Origin of the sequence: Chitinophaga sp. CCNWYY40 (assembly GCF_037483205.1) — a bacterium.
Lineage (GTDB): Bacteria > Bacteroidota > Bacteroidia > Chitinophagales > Chitinophagaceae > Chitinophaga > Chitinophaga ginsengisegetis.
The window spans coordinates 809,288-830,624 of record NZ_JBBHLF010000002.1; the positions used below are offsets into that span (position 1 = coordinate 809,288).

The 21,337-nt window shown below is 47.8% G+C and carries 22 protein-coding genes; 12 read left to right on the forward strand and 10 right to left on the reverse strand.

Features of this window, described 5'->3' with window-relative positions; genetic code table 11:
• Positions 1 to 10 precede the first annotated feature (10 nt).
• A complete protein-coding gene (locus tag V7S65_RS09000; RefSeq protein WP_336388504.1) occupies positions 11 to 1,465 on the reverse strand; it encodes a TolC family protein in 1,455 nt (484 codons plus the stop codon).
• A 319-nt stretch (positions 1,466 to 1,784) separates the two neighbouring features.
• On the opposite strand from V7S65_RS09000, the gene V7S65_RS09005 reads away from it, so the two are divergent.
• The 8 genes from V7S65_RS09005 (at position 1,785) to V7S65_RS09040 (ending at position 5,952) form a co-directional block, all read left to right on the forward strand.
• On the forward strand, positions 1,785 to 2,321 hold the full coding sequence (locus tag V7S65_RS09005) for a YceI family protein (protein ID WP_336388503.1): 537 nt from the start codon (positions 1,785 to 1,787) through the stop codon (positions 2,319 to 2,321).
• 64 nt (positions 2,322 to 2,385) lie between these two features.
• Entirely contained in the window at positions 2,386 to 3,318 is a 933-nt protein-coding gene (locus tag V7S65_RS09010) for a ring-cleaving dioxygenase (RefSeq protein ID WP_235016001.1), read from the forward strand.
• Position 3,319: 1 nt separating this feature from the next.
• The gene (locus V7S65_RS09015) at positions 3,320 to 3,949 is read left to right on the forward strand and encodes an alpha/beta hydrolase (RefSeq protein ID WP_111578236.1); all 630 of its coding nucleotides are present in this window, start codon (positions 3,320 to 3,322) and stop codon (positions 3,947 to 3,949) included.
• A 9-nt stretch (positions 3,950 to 3,958) separates the two neighbouring features.
• Complete coding sequence (locus V7S65_RS09020; RefSeq protein ID WP_079471985.1) at positions 3,959 to 4,360, forward strand: OsmC family protein; 402 nt, start codon at positions 3,959 to 3,961, stop codon at positions 4,358 to 4,360.
• Between the two features lie 2 nt (positions 4,361 to 4,362).
• A complete protein-coding gene (locus tag V7S65_RS09025; RefSeq protein ID WP_111578237.1) occupies positions 4,363 to 4,611 on the forward strand; it encodes a (4Fe-4S)-binding protein in 249 nt (82 codons plus the stop codon).
• A 53-nt stretch (positions 4,612 to 4,664) separates the two neighbouring features.
• Entirely contained in the window at positions 4,665 to 4,937 is a 273-nt protein-coding gene (locus tag V7S65_RS09030) for a GNAT family N-acetyltransferase (RefSeq protein WP_079471987.1), read from the forward strand.
• A gap of 27 nt (positions 4,938 to 4,964) precedes the next feature.
• Positions 4,965 to 5,540, forward strand: coding sequence for a YeeE/YedE family protein (locus V7S65_RS09035; RefSeq protein ID WP_079471988.1), 576 nt, complete (start codon positions 4,965 to 4,967; stop codon positions 5,538 to 5,540).
• Position 5,541: 1 nt separating this feature from the next.
• Complete coding sequence (locus V7S65_RS09040) at positions 5,542 to 5,952, forward strand: DUF6691 family protein (RefSeq protein WP_336388502.1); 411 nt, start codon at positions 5,542 to 5,544, stop codon at positions 5,950 to 5,952.
• Between the two features lie 62 nt (positions 5,953 to 6,014).
• Here the strand turns inward: V7S65_RS09040 and V7S65_RS09045 are convergent, their stop codons facing one another.
• The 7 genes from V7S65_RS09045 to V7S65_RS09075 form a co-directional block, all read right to left on the reverse strand.
• On the reverse strand, positions 6,015 to 6,587 hold the full coding sequence (locus V7S65_RS09045; protein ID WP_336388501.1) for a DUF4142 domain-containing protein: 573 nt from the start codon (positions 6,585 to 6,587) through the stop codon (positions 6,015 to 6,017).
• 230 nt (positions 6,588 to 6,817) lie between these two features.
• Positions 6,818 to 7,942 carry a zinc finger domain-containing protein gene (locus V7S65_RS09050; protein WP_168771361.1) on the reverse strand — a complete coding sequence of 375 codons (1,125 nt, stop codon included), beginning with the start codon at positions 7,940 to 7,942 and terminating at the stop codon, positions 6,818 to 6,820.
• A gap of 57 nt (positions 7,943 to 7,999) precedes the next feature.
• Positions 8,000 to 9,109, reverse strand: coding sequence for an SPFH domain-containing protein (locus tag V7S65_RS09055; protein ID WP_336388500.1), 1,110 nt, complete (start codon positions 9,107 to 9,109; stop codon positions 8,000 to 8,002).
• Between the two features lie 81 nt (positions 9,110 to 9,190).
• Positions 9,191 to 10,036 carry an alpha/beta hydrolase gene (locus tag V7S65_RS09060; RefSeq protein WP_336388499.1) on the reverse strand — a complete coding sequence of 282 codons (846 nt, stop codon included), beginning with the start codon at positions 10,034 to 10,036 and terminating at the stop codon, positions 9,191 to 9,193.
• Between the two features lie 182 nt (positions 10,037 to 10,218).
• Positions 10,219 to 10,719, reverse strand: a complete 501-nt coding sequence (locus V7S65_RS09065; RefSeq protein ID WP_336388498.1) for a hypothetical protein — start codon at positions 10,717 to 10,719, stop codon at positions 10,219 to 10,221.
• Between the two features lie 174 nt (positions 10,720 to 10,893).
• Entirely contained in the window at positions 10,894 to 11,649 is a 756-nt protein-coding gene (locus V7S65_RS09070; protein WP_336388497.1) for an SGNH/GDSL hydrolase family protein, read from the reverse strand.
• 74 nt (positions 11,650 to 11,723) lie between these two features.
• Positions 11,724 to 13,082 (reverse strand): acyl-CoA dehydrogenase family protein, encoded by a 1,359-nt coding sequence (locus V7S65_RS09075; protein ID WP_336388496.1) that lies wholly within the window; start codon positions 13,080 to 13,082, stop codon positions 11,724 to 11,726.
• A 705-nt stretch (positions 13,083 to 13,787) separates the two neighbouring features.
• Between V7S65_RS09075 and V7S65_RS09080 the strand changes: the two genes are divergently transcribed.
• From V7S65_RS09080 to V7S65_RS09095, 4 genes are read left to right on the forward strand one after another with little or no spacing between them, the layout of a single operon-like run.
• Complete coding sequence (locus V7S65_RS09080) at positions 13,788 to 14,351, forward strand: RNA polymerase sigma-70 factor (protein WP_079471997.1); 564 nt, start codon at positions 13,788 to 13,790, stop codon at positions 14,349 to 14,351.
• 47 nt (positions 14,352 to 14,398) lie between these two features.
• A complete protein-coding gene (locus tag V7S65_RS09085; protein ID WP_111578244.1) occupies positions 14,399 to 15,376 on the forward strand; it encodes a FecR domain-containing protein in 978 nt (325 codons plus the stop codon).
• A gap of 31 nt (positions 15,377 to 15,407) precedes the next feature.
• A complete protein-coding gene (locus tag V7S65_RS09090; protein ID WP_168771362.1) occupies positions 15,408 to 18,014 on the forward strand; it encodes a TonB-dependent receptor in 2,607 nt (868 codons plus the stop codon).
• A 2-nt stretch (positions 18,015 to 18,016) separates the two neighbouring features.
• Positions 18,017 to 19,042 (forward strand): DUF4249 family protein, encoded by a 1,026-nt coding sequence (locus V7S65_RS09095; RefSeq protein WP_079472000.1) that lies wholly within the window; start codon positions 18,017 to 18,019, stop codon positions 19,040 to 19,042.
• A 4-nt stretch (positions 19,043 to 19,046) separates the two neighbouring features.
• Here the strand turns inward: V7S65_RS09095 and V7S65_RS09100 are convergent, their stop codons facing one another.
• Together V7S65_RS09100 and V7S65_RS09105 are read right to left on the reverse strand one after the other, a co-directional pair.
• On the reverse strand, positions 19,047 to 20,906 hold the full coding sequence (locus V7S65_RS09100) for a M1 family metallopeptidase (protein WP_336388495.1): 1,860 nt from the start codon (positions 20,904 to 20,906) through the stop codon (positions 19,047 to 19,049).
• Between the two features lie 67 nt (positions 20,907 to 20,973).
• Positions 20,974 to 21,336: a hypothetical protein gene (locus V7S65_RS09105; protein ID WP_336388493.1), complete on the reverse strand. Its 363-nt coding sequence runs from the start codon at positions 21,334 to 21,336 to the stop codon at positions 20,974 to 20,976.
• Between the last annotated feature and the right edge of the window lies 1 nt (position 21,337).

Below are 21,337 nucleotides of genomic sequence, written 5' to 3' on the forward strand. Positions count from 1 at the left end.
AAAAATCTGTTTATCTGTCAACGTATTCTGCAAATTGTTCCGGTGTACCTATTACATTCCAGTATTGCGCCAGTGCAAGGTAGTAGCCCATCACGGCGGTATAGTAGATCTTCTGCATTTCCTCTTCCTGCAGCAGTGCATCATTTACATCTTTTACAGACGACAACTGGTTTTGCATACGGTCGATTACCAGCGTAGTGGTGAGGTGCGCCTGTTGCCGCGCGCTATCGAGCGACGCCACATCATTCTGCAGGGCTTTCATTTTATTGATCGCTACTTTCAGTTGCAGCTCCAGCGAGGTTTTGGTGTTCAATGCTGCCATCTGTGCTTCTTCCACCAGCATTTTACTGGCTTTGGTGCGCTTATATTTCTGGAAGCCGTCGAAGAGGTTCCATTGCATTTCCACGCCGATGAGCCAGGGTGGTATAGTTACCGGCAGGTCTTTCTGATACAGGTTTAAGCTGCCGATGGCAAAAATATTGGGCAGGGCGAGCGACCGGGAAGCCTTCACGGCTACATTTGCCAGGTCCGTTTTATTTTCCACCAGGCGGTAAGTAGGGTTATTGCGGAGTAACTCCAGTTGGCCCGTTTCCGTTACCGGCTTTAGTTCATATTCTAGTGTGTCGTTAATTGTTATAGGGGTTTCAATCGGCTGCCCGAGTAAGTCGTTCAGTTCCAGCAGCGCGTTTTCCTTTTCCAGCTCCAGGTTGTTGTACCGGTTGGTGGCCTGCACAAAAGACACCCGTGCCCAGTTGAGCAGGTATGGCGGCAGGATCTGGTTATCTTTTAAAGAGGTGGCATAGTCGCGGTTCTTCCTAAAAGATTCCACGATCACAGCTTCATGGGCAAGAATAGTGTTCAGGTAAAGGATGCGGAGATACTGGGCGCTGATGGCAAAGAACAATCCTTTTTCCACTACCTGTTGGTTGAACTGCCCGGCGGTTACCTGTGTTCTGGCCAGCTGTTGCGCGGTAGCAATTTTGCCACCCAGGTAAATAGGCTGCCGCAGTGCGAGCGCCGCGGTGAAATAAGATTGTTTGGTCAGCTCCGGGTTATAATCGGGGTACACCGTATTAATGATCCCTTTGGTGGTATTATAAATAACGTCCTGCACATTTTGCGGAAGCGGCTGCCCGGTAATTTGCTGGTAAACAGTATTGGCCGTATTCACGCTTTGGGCAGATGATCCGTTCACCACGCCATCTTTTACCTGTTGCAGATTTATTTCCAGTGGTTTGCCGAGATAGCTGTAGCCGGCCAGCAGATCCACTTTGGGGTAATACGACCTGTTTTCTGCCTGCAGGTTATACTCACGGGCTTTCAGGGATCGCTGCGCCTGCTGCACCAATGTGTTTCCCTGTTTGGCAAGCCGGTAACATTCCTTTAAAGTGAGCTGTTGTCCGTTTTGCTGACCGTGTGCATACAATACTGGCAGTAACGGAATTAGAAACAAGTAATATCTCATACGGTTTTCTTTACATCAGGAAGGTTCCGGTTTGACCTTAACACCTCAAAACAATCTTTCATGCATAATGTTTGAAGTATTTGAAAAAAATTATACATCATTTGATAATAAAGGGCTTATCGTAATATTTATTACCTTTAGCGCATACACAAAAAGTACATCATTATGTGTATTTGATCCATTTGAACCCATCAGTTTTCACCCGATATTTGTGATACAAAAGATTGAACAATAAGTTCCTGATCTTGTTAAAATAAAGTCCTGCAGCGGTTTACGCGGCATTATAATTCTTTGATTCATTATAAAACTACATTTACTTATGGCAAAACAACAATGGGTAGCCGACGCCAGTCACAGTGAGCTTGGATTCAAAATCCGTCACCTGATGATTACCAATATCAATGGTAAATTCAACAACTTCACCGTGGACGCAGAAACAGAAGGAGAAGACTTTATGACTGCTAAAGTGAAAGTAGCAGTAGATATAGATTCTATTTCAACAGGCAGCGCCGACAGGGATCAACACCTTCGTTCCCCGGATTTCTTTGATGTAAACACCTATAAGGATATCATTTTCGAAGCTACCAAATATGAGAACGTTGACAACGACGGCTCTTATGAACTTTACGGAGATCTGACCATCCGCGGGGTAACCAAAAACATCAAACTCGCCGTAGAATTCGGTGGTGTGGTAAAAGATCCCTGGGGTAATACCAAAGCTGGTTTTACCATTAACGGGAAAATTAACCGTAAAGATTTCGGCCTTAACTGGAACGCGGCTACCGAAGCCGGTGGCGTACTGGTGGGCGATGATGTAAAAATCTACGGAGAAGTGCAACTGATCAAAAAGCAGTAAGATTATCAGCTGTTAGTTTTTGCACCCGCAAAAACTAACAGCCAACTTTTAAAAAGGGGGAATTATGAATGAAATAACCGGCCTGCATCATATCACGGCCATTTCAGGCAATGCGAAGAAGAACTTTGATTTTTATACCCGTGTGATGGGATTACGTTTTGTAAAGAAAACGGTGAACTTTGATGATCCCCACACCTATCATTTTTATTATGGAGATGAAACCGGCACGCCCGGTACTATCCTCACTTTCTTCCCCTGGGAAGATATTATGGCCGGCCGCAGAGGTACCCACATGGCTACCGAGGTAGGCTATAGCATTCCGGAAGGCAGCATTGACTTCTGGTTAAAAAGATTTGAAAAAGAGAACATCATCTATAATAAACCATCTTCCAAATTCGGGGAAATATACCTCACCTTTATTGACCCCGATGGATTGAAAGTGGAACTGACTGTTCCGGAAAAGCCGGACAACCGCACACCGTGGGTAACCAATGAAGTGGGCGAAGAAAATGCTACCCGTGGATTCCATCATGTTACCCTTACGCTGGAAGATGTGCAGCCTACTGCCGACCTGCTGGTATCAGTGTTTGGTTACAAACTGGATAAGCATCATACCAACCGTTACCGCTTTGTGAGTCCGGCTGGTGATACCGCCAATTATATTGACCTGGTAGAAGCCAAAGGAGAATCCCGCGGGCATGTTGCCGGCGGAAGTGTGCACCACATTGCTTTCCGGATGAAAGACGACGATATGCAAATGCACTACCGTCAGTTGCTGGAAGACCGTGGCCTAAACGTTACGCCGCAGCTGGACCGTAAATATTTCCGGTCTGTTTACTTCCGGGAGCCGGGCGGCGTGTTGTTTGAACTGGCTACCGATGTACCTGGCTTCACCGTAGATGAGCCGGCAGCCGAACTGGGCACACACCTGATGTTGCCGCCGCAGTACGAGTCGCAGCGGGATGAGATTGTGAAAAAACTGATTAAACTGGACTGATATGGATTTTAAACCTATGCAGTATGTATACGAAGCGGTGGGTAACCCCACCGCCTATACGCTACTGCTGTTGCATGGCACCGGCGGAGACGAACGGGATTTATTACCACTGGCAGGATCACTGGGAAAAGGTTTCAATATCCTCAGCCTGAGAGGCAATGTACAGGAACACGGCATGCCACGGTTCTTCCGTCGTTTAGGCATGGGCGTATTTGACGAAGAAGATGTACATTTCAGGACGCATGAAATGGTGCATTTCCTGAAAGAGCTAGCCACTAAAGAAGGCTTCGACATCAATAAACTGATTGCTGTTGGCTATTCCAACGGAGCCAATATTGCAGGCGCCGTGCTTATCTTATACCCGGAGCTGCTGGCCGGCGCGGTATTGTTCCGTCCTATGCAACCATTGGGCGGTATAGAAGACAGCTTCGAAACACTGCGGCAACAGCCCGTATTTATGAGCGCCGGCACACAGGACGGCACCGTAGATCCCGCAGCCACGGCCGCTTATGCCACCCTGCTTAACAGCAATGGCTTTAAAGTAAGTACATTCGATATTCCTGCCGGTCATAACCTGGTACAACGCGATATTACTTTGGCAGCAGAATGGATGAAAGATAATTTTCAGTAAAAAAAATATATGGACCAGGAAGTTAGAGTCAGTTTATCCGGCCGCCCTTACCAGGTGTCAATAGATACAAGAGACCACCGCTGGCTGGCAGACGAGCCAATAGAAGCCGGTGGCGACGATACCGGTCCCCAGCCCGGGGAATTACTGCTGAGCAGCCTGGGCTCCTGCACCGCTATCACGCTTAAAATGTACGCCGACAGGAAGAAGTGGCCCGTAGAGAACATTGAAATTGAGCTGCGCTTTAACAGCGCGGCGAAGCCGGACCCGCTTACCACCGTTATTGATATAGACATGCACTTTACCGGTGATCTCAGTGAAGAACAGATAGCCAGGCTGGAGCAGATAGCCCGCTCCTGCCCTATTCATAAAGTATTGAGCCATCCCATTATTATGAACACAAAAGCCGTATAAAGATGAAAGACATCACCAAACACTACTCCAACGGAGAGGTAACCATTGTATGGAAGCCAAATGTGTGCATCCATTCGGAGATGTGTTTTCACGGGCTGCCAGCCGTATTCAATCCAAACCAAAAGCCCTGGATTAATGCGCAGGGAGCCACCACTGAACAGATTGTATCGCAGATCAAACATTGCCCTTCCGGCGCGCTGAGCTTTTTTATGAATGCAGACGTGGAGAAACAGGGCGGCGTGGAGGAATAGAATGGCACACATACTAAAATCAATTTCTCAGACAAATCCTAATTAACCTTTATATGGAACTCACCATCAGGAACAACATTGCAAAGAAACAGTTTGAAACGGAAGTGGAAGGCCATACCGCACTGGTAGCCTATACCCTGTTCCCCGGCGGCATTGCCTTTATGCATACAGAAGTGCCACCGGAACTGGAAGGCCGCGGCATCGCCGGACAACTGGCCAAATACGTACTGGAATATGCCCGGGAAAACCACCTGAAAGTAAAACCTTACTGTCCCTACGTGAATGCCTATATGAAAAGACATCCTGAATACAATGACCTTTTATAACTTTATCATCTCCTAAATTCCTTTTCTATGCAATTTTTGAAATTCATTCAGCAACCCTGGCATTGGTCGGTATCGGGGTTGCTGATTGGCCTTACAGTGCCCGTGCTGCTGCTGTTGGGCAATAAGGCGTTTGGCATTTCTTCCTCGCTGCGGCATATCTGTGCGGCATGTTTCCCGGCGGATATCTCCTTCTTTAAATACGACTGGAAAAAAGAAGCGTGGAACCTCTTCTTTGTAGCCGGCATTTTACTGGGTGGATTTATTGCGGGGCATTACCTGCAGGATGGCAACGATATCCAGGTGGCAGCGGCTACACAGGCCCGGCTGGCCACTTACGGCGTGCATGATTATTCGGCTTTGCTACCGCCGGAAATATTCAGCTGGTCCAACGTGTTTACCTGGAAAGGACTGGTATTCTTTGTTATTGGCGGTTTGCTGGTGGGCTTTGGTACCCGTTATGCCGGCGGTTGTACGTCCGGTCACTCTATTATGGGACTGTCTAATTTACAATGGCCATCACTGGTGGCTACGTGTTGTTTTATGGCCGGTGGCTTCTTCAGCGCCAACCTGCTTATTCCTTACCTTTTTAAATGGCTGAACTAACATGAAAAATATCAGGTACCTGGTAGCAGGAACTTTCTTTGGTATTGTACTGGTAAAGGCGCAGGTGATCAGCTGGTTCCGTATCCAGGAAATGTTTCAGCTTACTTCCTTTCACATGTATGGCGTGATTGGCACCGCAGTAGTTACAGGAATCATTTCCCTGCAACTGATCAAACGGTTTAAGATCAAAACCATCCAGGGCGAACCTATTTCGGTAGCGCCTAAAACTTTTAATAAGGGACAGATTTTCGGAGGGTTGCTCTTTGGCGTGGGATGGGCCATCACCGGGGCTTGTCCGGGTCCGTTGTTTGCGCAGATCGGCGCTGGCTTCACCGTAGTGGGTGTTACATTACTGAGTGCTATTGCAGGCACCTGGATATATGGTGCGTTAAAGCCGAAACTGCCGCACTAAAAAAAAGCTTCAAGGAGCTGGCCCTTGAAGCTACGGTTGCTATTCTCTACATTCACGGATAATTATTTTTTCAAAGCATCTTTAATTGCTTTCGCGGAATCCTGGTGCGCCTTCAGTGTAGGCAATGTATTTCTGGCCCAGGTTTTCAGGTCTTCGTCTGTTACATTATCTCCTGCTTTCTCAAATTTATTCACGTCTTTATCGTGGTCGTCTACCATCATACTCATATAGTCTTTGTCGAACTCCTTACCGGTTTTCTTACCCAGATCCTCAATATGTTTCTTTGTTTCTGTAGATAATTCTGCCGGTAAAGTGATCCCCTTTGTTCCGGCCAGCGCCTTTAATTCATCCACTGCTTTGGAGTGATCGTTTACCATCATGGTAGCAAAAGCCTTTACCCTTGTATTCTGAGCTTTCTCCTGTGCCAGCTTACCCATTTCTACTTCCATCATACTACCATTCGCAGCCTCTACCGCAAATTCAGATGATTTTTCATCTACCGGCTTAACAGTTTCATTAATATCCTTTGCACTGTCTACCGGTGTTTCCGATTGTGGATTCTTCGCTGTATTGTTACACGACTGTGTCATCCACACGGCTAAAAATGTTGCCGATAAAATAAGTAGCTTCTTCATTGTATATTGTTTTGGGTTTGTAATAGGTGTGCCTGTTTTACATCATTCAACTTTGCAAAAACGGTACCCTGAAAACGAATATCCTTCAAACACAATACAGCAAAGGATTTCAGAGGAAACTCAAAAGCGAGCTGACACCCCGGAAATGTAGATTGTTTTCCCCGTAACGCGCAAGAAAAAAGGTTATTGTAATAATTACAATAACCTTTTCCTTTTATAAACGCCCGCTCTTATTGAGATTGAGCGAACTGATAAATAATAATGATAGCGGCAATGATAGCGAGAATAAGGCCCACTATTTTCATCCAGCTGTACGGACGATCGCCGGTTACCTCGCCGGTGCAGGCATTTACCACAAAATGATAGAGTTTGCCTTTGTACCGGTAAGCGCTGATCCAAACCGGCAGCAGCAGGTACTTCAGGCCAAGCTGATTGTATTCCACATCGTAGTCATCGATGCGTTGTTCGTCACCGCCAATATCATTACAGATCTCATCACGGATCACCGGGTCCATTCTTTTTTTGGCGATCACCAATGCCTGTTCAGCATTGGTTTGGTACAGTTCCGCCCGGAATCCGCTGAGGTAGCGGCCATCGTACTTCTTTAGCTGATCGAGGTGCCAGGGCTCCAGGATCTGCGCCATTTTCAGCGGCAACGACGGGCTGGCGGATACCAGTACATCGCGGAAGTTATTGTTTACATTACCGGAAGCAGGATACCATGCGGTATGCCGTACCTGCCGGGTACGGGTTTCCGTGCGGCCATTTACTTCTACTGTATAACTTTCCGTAGTATAATAATATTCGCCGCGGGAACCGGAGTATTCGGTATACGTATCTGTATCATAGCTCCAGTGCGGGATATACACGCCTTTCAGTTGCTGTGAGGAGCTGTCTTTTACTTTCTTCACCAGGTCGGATGGGGCAAACCAGAGTTTTTTCATCCAGGTTTGAAAGTGGTCCACAGCGGTTTTGTCGCTCACCACAAAAGGCAATACATAATGCGGTTGCAGGATGGACGTGGTTTGCGCGGTATCCACCACCAGCGGCGACGCGCAAAACGGGCATGAATCGGCGGTTACATTGGGCAGCATGGTAGTGGAAGCGCCGCAACCAACGCATTTCACTACTACCGCCTGTTGGGTAGCTTCTGTATGATTTTGTTGGGAAGCAATAAAAGCGTCATAATCTATGGGCTGTATAGCAGCGGGCTGCGTGTCATCCTCAATCTGATTCACAGTACCGCAGTATTCACATTTCAGGCTGTTGGTGCCTGGTGCATAATGCAGTATAGCGCCACAGTTCTGGCATTTCAACGAGTTAACTGTTTCGCTTGTTTTTTCCTCAAAAGACATAGGAACGTATGGATATAATGCTGCCGGCATCCCATGATGCCGGCAAGCCTGCTTTTGTTAAGGTAATGGTGGTGGTACGGTGGCTAATACCGGCGCCAGTTCCGGCACTGTATTGGCGGCGGCCCATGCGGCCATACCGGTTTTCCACACAAGGGTTTGGGCATTCAGGTTGCCCGCAGCGGCCAGCTGACGGAGTTGATCTGCATCAAAGGGGCCGGTTTGTTTGCCATCTACTGCCACAAAAAATGGTGCAGCGCCGGGTAACGGAGGTGGTGCGCCAGCGCCTGCGTTGGCCTGCTGGTTATTGTTCTGGAAGATGTTACCTACCTGTCCCATCATAGCTGCGCCCATACCGGCGCCTAAGCCTGCAGCTGCGAGTCCGCCGCCGGAAGGGTTTTCCGCTGCCTTTTCCATTGAGTTGGCTGCCTGGAATTGTGCATACGCGCCGAGGTTGCCCACAATGCCCATGCTGCTGCGTTTGTCCAGTGCCGCTTCCACTTCCGGTGGCAGGGAGATATTTTCTATCAGGAACTTGGTCAGTTCCAGTCCGAGTTCATTAAATTCAGTGCCTATCTTCCCGGTGATCTGGGTGGATACTTCTTCATAATTGGCTGCCAGGTCCAGTACCGGCACCTTTGCTTCTGCCACGGCTTCCATACCACGAGATACTGCGAGATTACGCAGTTGCTCGTTGATACCTTCCACGGTGAATTCGGGGTTGGTAGCTGCTACTTCCTTCAGGAACTGTGCAGCATCCTTTACGCGGAAAGCGTAGCTGCCGAATGCGCGCAGGCGCACCGGTCCAAACTCCGCATCACGGAGCATTACCGGGTTCTTGGTGCCCCATTTCTGGTTGGTAAACTGCCGCATGCTCACAAAGAACACGTCGGCTTTAAAAGGGCTGTTGAAGCCGTATTTCCATCCCTGCAAGGTGCTCAGGATAGGCATATTCTGTGTAGTAAGCGTATACATGCCGGGTTGGAATACGTCGGCAATTTTACCTTCATTCATAAAAACGGCCACCTGTGATTCACGCACGGTAAGCTTGGCGTTCATTTTTATTTCATTCTGGTAGCGGGGAAACTTCCACACAATGGTATCTGCGGACGGGTCGGTCCATTCAATAATGTCAATAAATTCATTCCTGAGTTTATCAAAAATTCCCATGGTAACAGGTTTTAAGTGGATCAAATTTAGCCAATTATTCCCTCGAAAAGTTACTTACGAAAAGTTATAATTTATGTAAACTTACTTCACCACGGTTTTCAGCCACTTTTCCATGAGTGAAGGCCAGGCTTCCCCTGCCGGGTTGCCGTTACGCAAGCCGTATCCGTGACCACCTTTGGCATAAAAATGCAGTTCCACCGGCACTTTGGCGTCGCGGAGGGCGCCGGCCATTACCAGGGCGCTGTTGCCATAGAAATCATCTGCAGTGGCAAAAAGGAACATGGAAGGCGTTTCACTGCTTAATGTCAGTTCAGGGGTGAGCGACCTGTTTTCTCCTTTATCAAGATAAGCGGGGTAAATAAGTGCGCTGAAAGCCGGGCGTGCAGATAAGGAATCTGCTTTATCAATTGGCGTATAGGTATGCACGTTATATTGCGTAGAGGCCCTGGCAGTAAGACTTCCACCTGCCGAAAAGCCCATCATTCCTATCTTGCCGGGTTCCAGCTTCCATTCTGATGCCATGCTGCGCACCAGGCGGATAGCGCGTTGTGCGTCCTGCAGGGCGCCGGCTTCTTTTTTAGGCACCCGGTATTGCAGTACAAAAGCAGTATACCCCAGTTTATTGAGCCAGGCGGCTATTTCGTATCCCTCCAGGTTAATGGCCAGGATACTATAACCACCACCGGGACAGATGATGATGCCGGCGCCATTGCTGTTAGAAGCTTCCGCCGGAAATACTTCCAGGATAGGATCTGTAACATCGGTGAGCCGGGTTACATTATTGCTGCCATCTGCCGTTACCTTTGCGGTTTGTTTGGCGGCTGTTTCACCGGGCACCGCAGCGGGCCAGAGATGGATCTTCCGCTGTTGCGCGGTAATGGCTGTATTTACTCCTAACATCATTAATAAGACAACTATTTGTTTCATAACCGGATTTTCACATTCATATAATGAAACAAATGTAATAAAAGAAAGGAGCAGATAAAAGAACAGCTTCCCAAAAGGGAAGCCGTGTTCAGATCTAACCGGCAGGATATGCAGATCCTGTCAGTGTTTATGCTAATGAAAACAGCACTGTAGCAAAGGTTATTGGTTCCTGACCTGGTTGACTAAATAGCGTTGCAGGTAATTACGATGGTCCGGGTTACGGTATCATCACCGAATTTGCCGGTACCGGTAATTGTAAATGACGTGGCGCTTGTTTTCACTGCCTTGAAAGTTCCGGTAAAATCATCTTCTACCGGTTGTTCCAATGTGCCGTCTGCCTTCAGGTTCCAGTTAAAGGTGCGCGTTTGCGGCATATTCCCGTCGCATTTGGTGGGGCCTTCATCTTCCACACCGGTGCCATTTGCATTATAGATCACGTAATCATCTTTTGTGCATGCGGGAAGATCTTTATAAAGATCCTGCACTTCTTCTTCCTCTAAACCGGGACTGATAGTCATGGCTTTGATCTGCCATTTTTTGCCCACCAGGAAAGCGGCGTTCATTCCTTCTTCGTTACCCGGTTTGTTCTTTTCTTTTTTGCATTGTGTAAAAAACAATACGCTCATAAAAGCAACCAGTAAGAGGGCAACACGCTGCCGGGGGAACATTAAAATTTTTCTCATGATTAAATATAAAAATTGTGAAACAAAGGGTTAATGGGTGCAAAGCTAGTGTGCACCTGCGTTTCACATCTCAGTATAAATACTTAATCAAAAAAATGAGGAGAAGGACGGAGAAAAAAAATCACCGGGTGAAGCGATTGCCCCGGTGATCTATGTTTTATTTTACATGCTTTTTTATTTTACACATTGCAACCAGGCTTCCGCCATCAGCTGGGCGCCGGCTACGCTGGGGTGTACACCATCGCCGGTCCAGTAGGCGGCCGGCGCTGATTTCTGTGCTTTATCAAAAATAGATTGATAAGGAATAAAAGTAGCCTGGTATTTATCGGCCAGCTCCCGTGCAGCAGCGCGGTATTCATCGAAAGCGGGATACCATTTATCATCTACGGCCTTCACGCCTTTCACCGCAAAGGGTTCACCGATGATCAGCTGTACACCCGGCAGCTGCTCTTTGGTGCGCGTCAGCAGTTTATCGTAGTCGTCGTGGTAAGTTTGCACCGTGCCTTTATAGTTGTTGCTCAGCGTGTGCCAGTAATCATTTACACCTACCAGGATACTCAGCACATCGGGTTTAATCACCAGGCAGTCGATATCCCAGCGGTCGGCCAGTTGAAATACTTTATTTCCGCTGATGCCTTTATTATATATCTTCAGATTCTTATCTGCATTTTTTAACAGCATAGCTGATGCGGCCATCAGCGCGTAACCGCCGCCCAGTGCGCCACCTGCATTAGGTTGATCGTTATCGCGTTTACGGCCTGCGTCGGTGATGGAATCGCCCTGGAACAATACCACGCTTTCTTTTTTCAGTACTATCTTCTTAGGTTTTTCTGTTACCGTTGCGGCGGCAACAATATCTGGAATGCTGATGGCAGCAAGGGTTCCCAGGGAAACATTCCTGAGGAAATTACGTCTGTTTGATGAATTCATAACGATCCGGATTAAATGTTAGTTGCGGCATAGTCCACAATCAGGCACTTAAACTATAAAAAAGAATTGATATTTTATACAAACGCGCTGAAACCGGTGATAGCCCTGCCCACAATCAGGGAATTGATTTCCTTTGTGCCCTCGTACGAGTAAATAGCTTCTGCATCGGCCACAAAACGCGCTACATTATATTCCAGCAAAATACCGTTGCCACCCATTACTTCCCGCGCACGGCTTACCACATCGCGGGTACGCAACGTACAAAACACTTTGGCCAGTGAGGCATGTTCGTCCTTTAGTCCGCCTGCATCCTGTATTTCCGATAAGCGGAATACCATTGTTTGCATGGCAGTAAGATTAGACAACATTTCCACCAGGTGCCCCTGGATCAGCTGAAAAGCGGCAATAGGTTTTCCGAACTGTTTACGTGTTTGCGTATACGCCAATGCATTTTCATAGGCGCCACGTGCGCAACCTACCGCTTCCCAGGCCACACCTGCACGTGTCATGCGAAGTACGCGGGCCGTATCTTTAAAGGAAGATGCATTTTGTAAACGGTCGGATTCTGCAATGCGGCAATCTTTCAACGTGATCAATCCATTCTGCACAATACGGAGCGCCATTTTATCATGGATCTTTTCCACGCTGAAGCCGGGCGTATCTTTTCTCAGCAGGAATCCTTTCACCTGGTTATCGTCCACATCCCTTGCCCATATAACAATTACGTCCGCAAAGGTGGCATTACCGATCCATTTCTTCTGGCCGTTTAATATCCATGTATCCCCTTCCCGTTTAGCCGTAGTGGTTAGTCCGCCTGCGGTACCGGAACCAACTTCCGGTTCGGTAAGCCCAAAGGCGCCGATAATATTCAGCTGCTGCATGCCCGGCAGCCATTCCTGTTTCTGCGCTTCGGAACCCAGCATATAAACAGATCCCATTGCCAGTCCGCTTTGAACGCCGAAGAATGTTGCCACGGAGGCGTCTATACGTGCCATTTCCATTGCAATAATACCTTCCATCAGGAACGACCGGTTAGGGCAACCGTATCCATCGTAGGTAACGCCGCAGATATTCAGCTCCCTGAATTTGGGAATGATTTCAAAAGGGAATTCCGCTTTCAGCCAGTATTCATTAACGATGGGCTTGATTTCCTTTTCCATGAATGCCCGTACTTTCAGTTGCAGGGCCCTGTCTTCCGCATTGAGTTTTGCCCCGAGGTTGTAGAAGTCGCCCTCGATAGGCGGTAGTTCTTTCTTCTTATTACTGCTGGTGAGCATTTTCATTAACCCGTTCAGTTGTGTGTCATCCATTTTCCCTACCGATTCCATTACCTTTGGCAAGTCTACTTTTTCCGAGAGTTTAGCCAGCATGGCGAAATCGATGCTCTTCAGCAGGTGGTATGCATTCTTCAGTTTCGTGAGAGGTCCGGACATCTTGCATGGTTTTGCTTAAAAATACGGAATATGGGCGACGCGGATATTGTCTTTCCCGGGATTACGCTGATTATATTGATTAGGAGGGTATTTAAAGGTGGCATGAACAATAGCCAGTTCATACTTAGCATATGCTTTACACATGCCTTTAACGTGGAGAGGACCCGGACCTGACGTGGAGGGGACGTGGACTTGATCGGTAATGCATTGTGTATCAATGCGCTATAGGGGGTTCCAGGAAGTTCCTGCGAAGGGTTCCGTCAGAGAAAGGAACTGTATATCAATACTTTATGCAAAGTATAAAGATAAACGGGATCTGTTGAAAATCCAAAAAAATCAGTGTAATCAGCGTAATCCCGGGAAAGACAACATCCGCGCCGATGGCAGATCAGGATAATTTGGGGTTACCAATAATGAGTACAGAATAGAGGAAAATGGCGGGAGTTTAAAATAGGGTTGCATAGAACCATATGCAACCCCGGTTTAAAACACAACTAAAAAAAACTAACTTCTAACAAACATATAGGCATAGCTGTTATATTGCTGACGCAGAAAATTGCGAATCCCTCTACTTCTCTCAAAAAAAATATTAATCTTTTCTTCTAAATAAAAATATTATCTGTAATGTGTAAACTGTAATTGTTTTCAAAAAGATAGTTACATTCGCAGCGATCATTTCATATACTAAAACTTCCTGAAGGTTAAATGATTACATCACCTTCTTACCAGGCGTATAAAGAATTATTTCATTCACAATACAATGACTTATGTAACTATGCCTATAGTTTTCTGAAAGACGATGCAGCAGCAGAAGATGTAGTACAGGAAACTTTTATTAAGCTTTGGGAGAAACACCGGCAGCTGATAGACATACCTAATATAAAGGCATACCTGTTCCGTGCAGTCCGGAATAATTCTATTTCCGTGCTACGCAAACAAAGTACAGAGGAAGCAGGTAACAAGGGCTTTGAATGGCTGGCAGAAACGGCGGAAGATCCCGACGCAAAGGAAGTTGAAAATGCAAAGCCTTACTATGAGCAACTGGTATATGAAGCTATTGCCAACCTTCCCCCGCAATGCCGGGAAGTATTCACCTGCTGCAGGTTGCAGGGAATGACACATCAACAGGCGGCCACCAAACTCGGTCTTTCCGCCAAAACAGTTGAAAACTACATGGGGCGGGCATTGAAGCTGCTGCGGAAATATTTGCAGCAGTATGGACTACCCGTCAGTATCCTGTTTTTACTAAAAATATTCATGCCCCTATAGAGGGTTGTTATATTAATGAGCGTTATTTAAGTAGAGCACACTGTATTATGGAGCATTTTGATACCTACCTGCATGAGATAATTGCCAAAAATCTGTCTGGTCAATGTACGGAAGCTGAATCTGCTGCCCTGCAACGATGGCTGGAAGCTTCTCCCGAAAACCGGGCAGAGTATGAGGTACTTGCAAAACTATGGCAGGACAGTCCCGCTGCAGTTGTGCCCAGGCGGGAGTACAATACTGCCGCTGCCTGGGATAAAACAGACCAGGCGATACAACCGGCGCCGTCCCGTGTAAAGGCACTTTACACCAAATATGCTGCTGCAGCAGCTATCCTGATATTGCTGACTGCCGGCGCATGGTGGCTGGAAACACGCTCGTCGCTGAAGAAACATGAACTGGCAGCCAACGATGGTAAAATAAAAAGCCTGGAATTACCTGATAAATCAATGGTAACACTCCGGCAAGGCGCTATGATCCGGTATATCAACGGTTATCACCATAACCAGCGTATCGTGGAACTGGAAGGAGAAGCCTTCTTTGAAATAGCCAGTGATCCGGAACATCCGTTTTTAGTAAAAACGCCCAATCAATCGGTGATTGAAGTACTGGGTACTTCCTTTACCGTACAAACAGGGAAAGACAGTACCGCCGTTACCGTTGCTTCCGGCAGTGTAAAACTCGGTGTGGAAGGCGATACCGCCGCTGTAATCCTGAATAGTGGACAACGCGGTGTGTGGGGCAACGGGCAGCTATATGCCAACAATAACCACAACCTGAATTTCATTGCCTGGAAAACAGGTATTTTGCAATTTAATGACCAGACACTGCTTGAAATATTGCCACAATTAGCCGACTTTTACGCAAAAGATATCAGGGTTGATGAAAAATACAGGGAAACTGCATCGCAGCAAAAAGCTACGATTACATTCCGCAATCAGTCCTGCGATGATGTTTTGCATGAATTACAACTATTGCTTGGGTTCCACTATCAACAGGACGGCGATTCCATCGTCATCGGCCAGTAGAACAACAAACCCTCTTTTCCTTATTTATGGCATGCTGTTGTTGCTGTTCCCGTTTCAATTCCTGCAGGCACAGCACAACGGAAAGGATATTCTCCATCAAAGCTATACCCCTGCTTCCCGGCAGGGGACTATTTTATTTTATATACAGGATCTCCAGAAAGTAACCGGTATCAACGTTTCCTATAGCTCCAGCTTTTTACACCTCAATAAAAAAGTGCAGCTCAGCGGAACAGAACATACCACCGGCGACGTACTGAATGCCATCCTCCAGGGTACCGGCATCCAGGCGGCTGCTCTGAACGGGAAAATATTCCTGCTCCGCGAAACTTCCCAGGTACAATACTATACCATCAGCGGATTTGTAAAAGAAGTAAACAGCAATGAACTGATCATCGGCGCGTCCGTATATGACCCCGTTACCCGGAAAGGAACCGAAACCAATGCCTATGGCTTTTACAGCCTGCAGGTACCGGATACCTGCCTGGGCGTGGTGTTTTCACATATCGGCTACAAACCCGTGTTCCAGCACCTTCCGCCACCGGACGACGGGCAGCTGGACATACACATGGAAGCCCGCAGCATGCTGCAAACGGTGGTGGTAAACGGCGAAAAGGAAACCGTTAATTCACAGCCCGGGTACATTAACATGCCCGTTGGATATGTATCCAATTTCCCGGCGCTGATGGGAGAAAAAGATGTACTGAAATCATTGCAGCTGTATCCCGGCACCGGCAGCTCCCTGGAAAGCAGCAGCAACCTGCTGGTAAGAGGCGGCGGTGCAGACCAGAACCTGTATCTCCTGGATGGCGTTCCCCTTTATCATACCGGCCACCTGTTCGGGCTTTTCTCCATCTTTAACGGAGACGCTGTGAAAGATGTATCGCTTTATAAAGATGCTTTCCCTGCCCGCTATGGCGGCCGCCTTTCTTCAGTAGTGGATATCCGTACAAAAGACGGGAATATGAAAGAATGGCATGGCAGCGCCAGCCTGAGCCCCGTTTCCGGCAGCGTCCTGCTGGAAGGCCCTATCGTAAAGGACCGCAGCTCCGTTTCTTTGTCTGTAAGACGATCATTGGTAGATGCCCTCTACGGGAGAGCTTATCTGAAAGACTATGGCAAGTATTATCTCTACGATGTAAACTTCAAACTCAACCAGGTTATCGACAACAAAAACAGGATCTATGCGAGCTTCTATAAAGGACAGGATAAGATGTTTATCAGGAGCGAGAACCCCGTTATACAGTTGTTTGATGATTACAACTTTGACTGGAGCAACATTACCGCTGCGGTTAAATGGACCCGTGTGGTGAATCCACGAATATTTTCCAGCACCACTGCTACTTACAGCCGTTTCTATAACCTCTTTACGCAAAATTCCATCATCCCCCTCTCCTTTTACGACTCGCTGTTTGTAAGAGGAAAAGGCGTTTCCAGGGTCAGGGACGTAGCCATCAGGAATGAAACGGAATATGCGGTGAGCAACAGTCACCATATTTCCTTCGGCGGCGGGTACACCTATCACAACTTTGCGCCCACAGCCTATCATAACAACATCTCGGCGGGAGAAGCCACACAGCGGAAAGCGCCCATTTATTATATGTCGGAGTTTTCCGCCTATGCGGAAGATGAACTCAGCTTGCTGAACGACCGGCTGATTGTGCGGCCCGGACTGCATTTCGGGGCACTGGCGCAGCGTTCCTCCTTTTATGCCAGCTTGCAGCCCCGCCTCATGCTGCGGTGGAAGCTGCCCCATTCACAATATGTACAGGCGTCGTTTGCTGAAATGACGCAGTTTGTGCACCAGCTCACTACGCCGGTGCTCAATCTCCCTACAGACCTGTGGGTGCCCAGCACTGAAAATATTAAACCGGAGCATGCCTATTCCTACAGCGTTGCTTATCAGCGGCAATGGAGCAACCAGTGGCGCTTTAACGTGAACCTCTATTATAAACAACTGAAAAATATTGTTACCACCAACACGGTGCTGAATATCTTTGATAACTCTGATCTATGGGAGAAAAAAGTGATCGCCGGCAACGGCTATAACTACGGCAGCGAATTGCTGCTGGAGAAAACACAGGGCAAGCTGACCGGGATCTTCTCCTATACCCTGTCGTGGGCCTGGCGGCAGTTCGACCGGCTGAATGCCGGGAAGATGTTCCCTTATAAAGAAGACCGCCGCCATAATATTTCCCTGGCGCTCAAGTACCGGTTTAATCCGAAATGGAGCTTGTCTGCTTCCTGGAAGTTCGCCTCCGGCGCGCCTTTCACCCTGCCGGTGCAAATATTCCCGGACTTCGATTGGGGCCGTAATATCAAAGGATACTTGGATGAACGCTATTCGCCGTTCTCCACCTACCAGCTGAATTATTTGCCCTACATTTCCAGGTTAAATAATTACCGCCTGCACCCGGTGCATCACCTGGATCTTGGCGCCACCTTAAACCTGGGCAATGAAAAACGCTTTCATCATGTGATCACGGCGGGTGTATATAATATCTATAACCGTACGAATCCTTTTATCGTGAGCTTTGACCAGTTCTCTTATTTTGACTACAGTGACGTATACCCGTTACAGTTATATCAATATAGTTTATTCAGAACATTGCCGTATCTGACTTATACGTTCAAATTTTAATCATGAAGTACCTGTTTATATTATTCCCGGTTTTGATGGTGCTGCTGCTAACGGCCTGTGAGCAGGAGTTGCCGCTTCCTCCCAACAATGCCGTTCCCAGGGAAGTGGTGTACAGTGAGCTGGTGGCTAACAGCACACCGGAAGTTCGGGTAGGTAAAAGCAAGCCGGTGGGGCCGGGTATCAACACCGGTTTCGACCTGGTGGAAAATGCAGATGTACAGCTGCTGGATAAAAACGGGCAACAGCTGGAAACACTTACGTACATGAAGGATTCCAGCAATGCCATGAGTGTATACCGCGGTAAAACCATGCTGGATGCAGGCAAAAATTATAAAATACAGGTAATGGTGCCCGGCCTGAAAACCGTTACCGCCATGGCTTCTATCCCTCCTCCTTTTAAAGTGGAACTGCAGGATACCCTGCGTACATTGCTTAACGGACGGCCCGTGTTACGCTTTCATTTTACCGTGAATCCTATTCCTGGTGTGAAACAATACCTGGTGATGGAAGCAGTGAAGCAAAGCGTTACCACGGATACTACTTTTTCGTATAGGGGTCGCCGGTATAAGAAGAGCGAAAACGATTCCCTCTACCAGAAGGTAAAAAACCTGCCAGGCTGCAATCCTAAAAAAGACAGCAGCTTCCTCAATGATTATCTCCGTATACCCTGCTATACACAGGATGAGAATGCCGACAACAACCAGATTGGTGGTTTGAATGAAAACTATAACAGCATCCTGTTTACACAATCGGGTAAGCCGCTTACCACTTATTTTTATATCAATGCCACCGCCCTCAGCTCTAATCCTGCTGAAGCCATTGCGCCGGTAGGAAGGGTGCTGGTATATGTAAAATCTGTCTCAAAAGAATATTATGATTTCCTGCTCACCTATGAAAAGGTAAAGCGGAATCCGGGGCTGAACAGCCTTATACAGGCCATTCAGCTCAGGAGCAATACGCAGGGCGGACTTGGTATTGTGGGAGGTAGTTACCAGAAATTGTATTATCTCTATTACGATAAACTATAAGCGGTTATTTTACTTCGTAGGTGTTATCCCGTTGGTTGATGTCTGCTGCCCAGGTGCTTCCCAACGTTACTTTTTTTATTTTTTTGGGAAATGAAAACAGGAGTGAAATTGTTTTGTTGCCCTTCTCCCATACCGCGATACTCCGGTGTAATTTCGTGGTGCTGTTGTCATCAAAGTAGATGGTTACATCTACCGGAACAGGCTTATTTCCGGTGGAAGTGATCTCGATGGTTCCTTGCTTTCCTTTTTGTGTTACCCGTGTGATGCCGAGGTCGGGGAAGCCGTTGTCGAAGAACCAGCTTTTCCAGAACCAGTCCATGTTCCTGCCGGCGCCGGTGTTCATACAGTAGAAGAAGTCGTATGGCTGCGGGTGTTTACCGTTCCATTGCGACATATAGTAATGCAGCGCTTTCAGGAAAAGGGTATCGCCCAGCATATCTTTTACGTAGAGGTATCCCAGGGCTGGTTTGGGATAGGAATTGGTTACATAGGCATCCGTGGTTTGGTTGGAGGGCGTCATAATGGGCAGGTCCGCCTGTTTGCCGGCGATGTAGTTGTAAGGCAACATGCCATAGTCGTCCACAATGGAGCTATCGATCAGCGGAGAAATGATCCATTCGCCGATGGTAGCCCATCCTTCATCCATCCAGGCGTATTGCGTTTCATTGGTGCCCATGTAAAAGGGAAAGAGTGTATGAAAAATTTCGTGGTCGGTTAGCTCGATGGTTTGGGCTTTATCGGCCAATGGGTTATCGTTTACCATCATTGGGTATTCCATCTGGTCCAGTCCGTCGAATACCGTTTCATGCGAATACGGGAACGGCCATTTAGGAAAGTGGTGGCTCATCTTATCTACGGTGGCGCGGGCGTAATGCACTACATCAAAGAAATCGGCATGTGCGGGGTTAAAGGCTACATCCACGCGGGTGCGCCTTTTGGTGGCGGCATCTACTTCCACGCTGGTGGCGTTCCAGCAGTAGTGGTTGCTGATGGCAAATGCAAAGTCGGTGACGTTGGCCGCCTCATACTGCCAGGTATTGGCGCCACGCCGGCGGGTAATGTTGCCTTCCCGCACATCGGTGCTATCTATCACCGCGATGATATCGTTGCTCTTTTCTGCGGCAGCGATGCGTTGTACATATTTATCGTTGTATACAGCAGGGGTATTTTTCAGATCGCCGGTAGCCCATACCTGGTAGTTGCCGGGCACTGTGATGGCTACACGAAAATCGCTGAAGTCGTTGTAAAACTCCTGCGTACCCATGTAAGGGATCTGGTCCCATCCGTTGATATCGTCGTATACTGCAATGCGTGGAAAGAAGTAGGCGATGAAATAAGCGCCGGAGTCCACTACACCGGTTCTGATGTGCGTGTTTTCGTTCAGGGTGTAGGAAAAGTCGAGGTTAAACTGTACCGACTGCCCCGGGTAAAGATCAGGGATGGATACTGGCATATTGGTGCCGCGGATGGTAACCGGCAATGGTTTGGCTTCGCCGTTTACCTTCATGTTCTTTATAACTACGCCGTTGGTAAGGTCTTCCGGGGAAACCGCCATATTTCTCACGGCTCCTTTCTGGAAGAGGTTGGGAAACAGTTTAAAGTTAATGGCTCTTAATGTATCGGGGCTGTTGTTGGTATAGCGGATCTGTTCCGAGCCGGATACGCCGTTTGTTGCCGGGTTGAAGGCCACTTTAATATCGTATCCTGCTTTGTTCTGCCAGTACCTGGCGCCCGGGGCGCCGCTGTAGCTGCGGGTTTGATTGTCGTATGCCTTTTTGATGGTCAGCGGCATATACAAAGGGGTTTGGGCGGTAGCCTGCTGAAACGCTGCCAGCAGCAACCATAAGATGCAATATTTCCTCATAAGCTATATAAAAGCGGTTGCTTCAAAAGTAGGGAATTACCCGGAAATGGTGTGGCAGAAGGAAGTGCTATGGGATATGGGTGGTATCCACCGGCGCTTTAACAGAATCTGCCGGGATACGCAAACTATCTGATGGGTTGGTATGCAAACTGTCGGCGGCTGAATTCGTACTGTCTTTCCCGTTGGCTCCTTTCCCTGGCAACGGAATAGTGGGTGCCGTATTGCGGCGTTTTGGGGAGTAAGCGCTTACAGAACCCTGCTTCTGCATATCATTCATTGTTTTTTTATCAAAGAGATATTTAGGGTGTTTCTCCGGCCGGAGTCCCCGTTCAAACTGGGCCTCCGCTCCCACTGCGGGCGCCTGGTACACCTTCCGGGAGGAATGACAGGCCCATAAACAGATACCGGCAGCCAATACGAGGTACTTCATA

Bases quoted from the DNA above. Each gene is read 5' to 3' on its own strand.
- V7S65_RS09000 (WP_336388504.1), bottom strand. From the start codon at position 1,465: ATGAGATATTACTTGTTTCTAATTCCGTTACTGCCAGTATTGTATGCA.
- V7S65_RS09005 (WP_336388503.1), top strand. From the start codon at position 1,785: ATGGCAAAACAACAATGGGTAGCCGACGCCAGTCACAGTGAGCTTGGA.
- V7S65_RS09010 (WP_235016001.1), top strand. From the start codon at position 2,386: ATGAATGAAATAACCGGCCTGCATCATATCACGGCCATTTCAGGCAAT.
- V7S65_RS09015 (WP_111578236.1), top strand. From the start codon at position 3,320: ATGGATTTTAAACCTATGCAGTATGTATACGAAGCGGTGGGTAACCCC.
- V7S65_RS09020 (WP_079471985.1), top strand. From the start codon at position 3,959: ATGGACCAGGAAGTTAGAGTCAGTTTATCCGGCCGCCCTTACCAGGTG.
- V7S65_RS09025 (WP_111578237.1), top strand. From the start codon at position 4,363: ATGAAAGACATCACCAAACACTACTCCAACGGAGAGGTAACCATTGTA.
- V7S65_RS09030 (WP_079471987.1), top strand. From the start codon at position 4,665: ATGGAACTCACCATCAGGAACAACATTGCAAAGAAACAGTTTGAAACG.
- V7S65_RS09035 (WP_079471988.1), top strand. From the start codon at position 4,965: ATGCAATTTTTGAAATTCATTCAGCAACCCTGGCATTGGTCGGTATCG.
- V7S65_RS09040 (WP_336388502.1), top strand. From the start codon at position 5,542: ATGAAAAATATCAGGTACCTGGTAGCAGGAACTTTCTTTGGTATTGTA.
- V7S65_RS09045 (WP_336388501.1), bottom strand. From the start codon at position 6,587: ATGAAGAAGCTACTTATTTTATCGGCAACATTTTTAGCCGTGTGGATG.
- V7S65_RS09050 (WP_168771361.1), bottom strand. From the start codon at position 7,942: ATGTCTTTTGAGGAAAAAACAAGCGAAACAGTTAACTCGTTGAAATGC.
- V7S65_RS09055 (WP_336388500.1), bottom strand. From the start codon at position 9,109: ATGGGAATTTTTGATAAACTCAGGAATGAATTTATTGACATTATTGAA.
- V7S65_RS09060 (WP_336388499.1), bottom strand. From the start codon at position 10,036: ATGAAACAAATAGTTGTCTTATTAATGATGTTAGGAGTAAATACAGCC.
- V7S65_RS09065 (WP_336388498.1), bottom strand. From the start codon at position 10,719: ATGAGAAAAATTTTAATGTTCCCCCGGCAGCGTGTTGCCCTCTTACTG.
- V7S65_RS09070 (WP_336388497.1), bottom strand. From the start codon at position 11,649: ATGAATTCATCAAACAGACGTAATTTCCTCAGGAATGTTTCCCTGGGA.
- V7S65_RS09075 (WP_336388496.1), bottom strand. From the start codon at position 13,082: ATGTCCGGACCTCTCACGAAACTGAAGAATGCATACCACCTGCTGAAG.
- V7S65_RS09080 (WP_079471997.1), top strand. From the start codon at position 13,788: ATGATTACATCACCTTCTTACCAGGCGTATAAAGAATTATTTCATTCA.
- V7S65_RS09085 (WP_111578244.1), top strand. From the start codon at position 14,399: ATGGAGCATTTTGATACCTACCTGCATGAGATAATTGCCAAAAATCTG.
- V7S65_RS09090 (WP_168771362.1), top strand. From the start codon at position 15,408: ATGCTGTTGTTGCTGTTCCCGTTTCAATTCCTGCAGGCACAGCACAAC.
- V7S65_RS09095 (WP_079472000.1), top strand. From the start codon at position 18,017: ATGAAGTACCTGTTTATATTATTCCCGGTTTTGATGGTGCTGCTGCTA.
- V7S65_RS09100 (WP_336388495.1), bottom strand. From the start codon at position 20,906: ATGAGGAAATATTGCATCTTATGGTTGCTGCTGGCAGCGTTTCAGCAG.
- V7S65_RS09105 (WP_336388493.1), bottom strand. From the start codon at position 21,336: ATGAAGTACCTCGTATTGGCTGCCGGTATCTGTTTATGGGCCTGTCAT.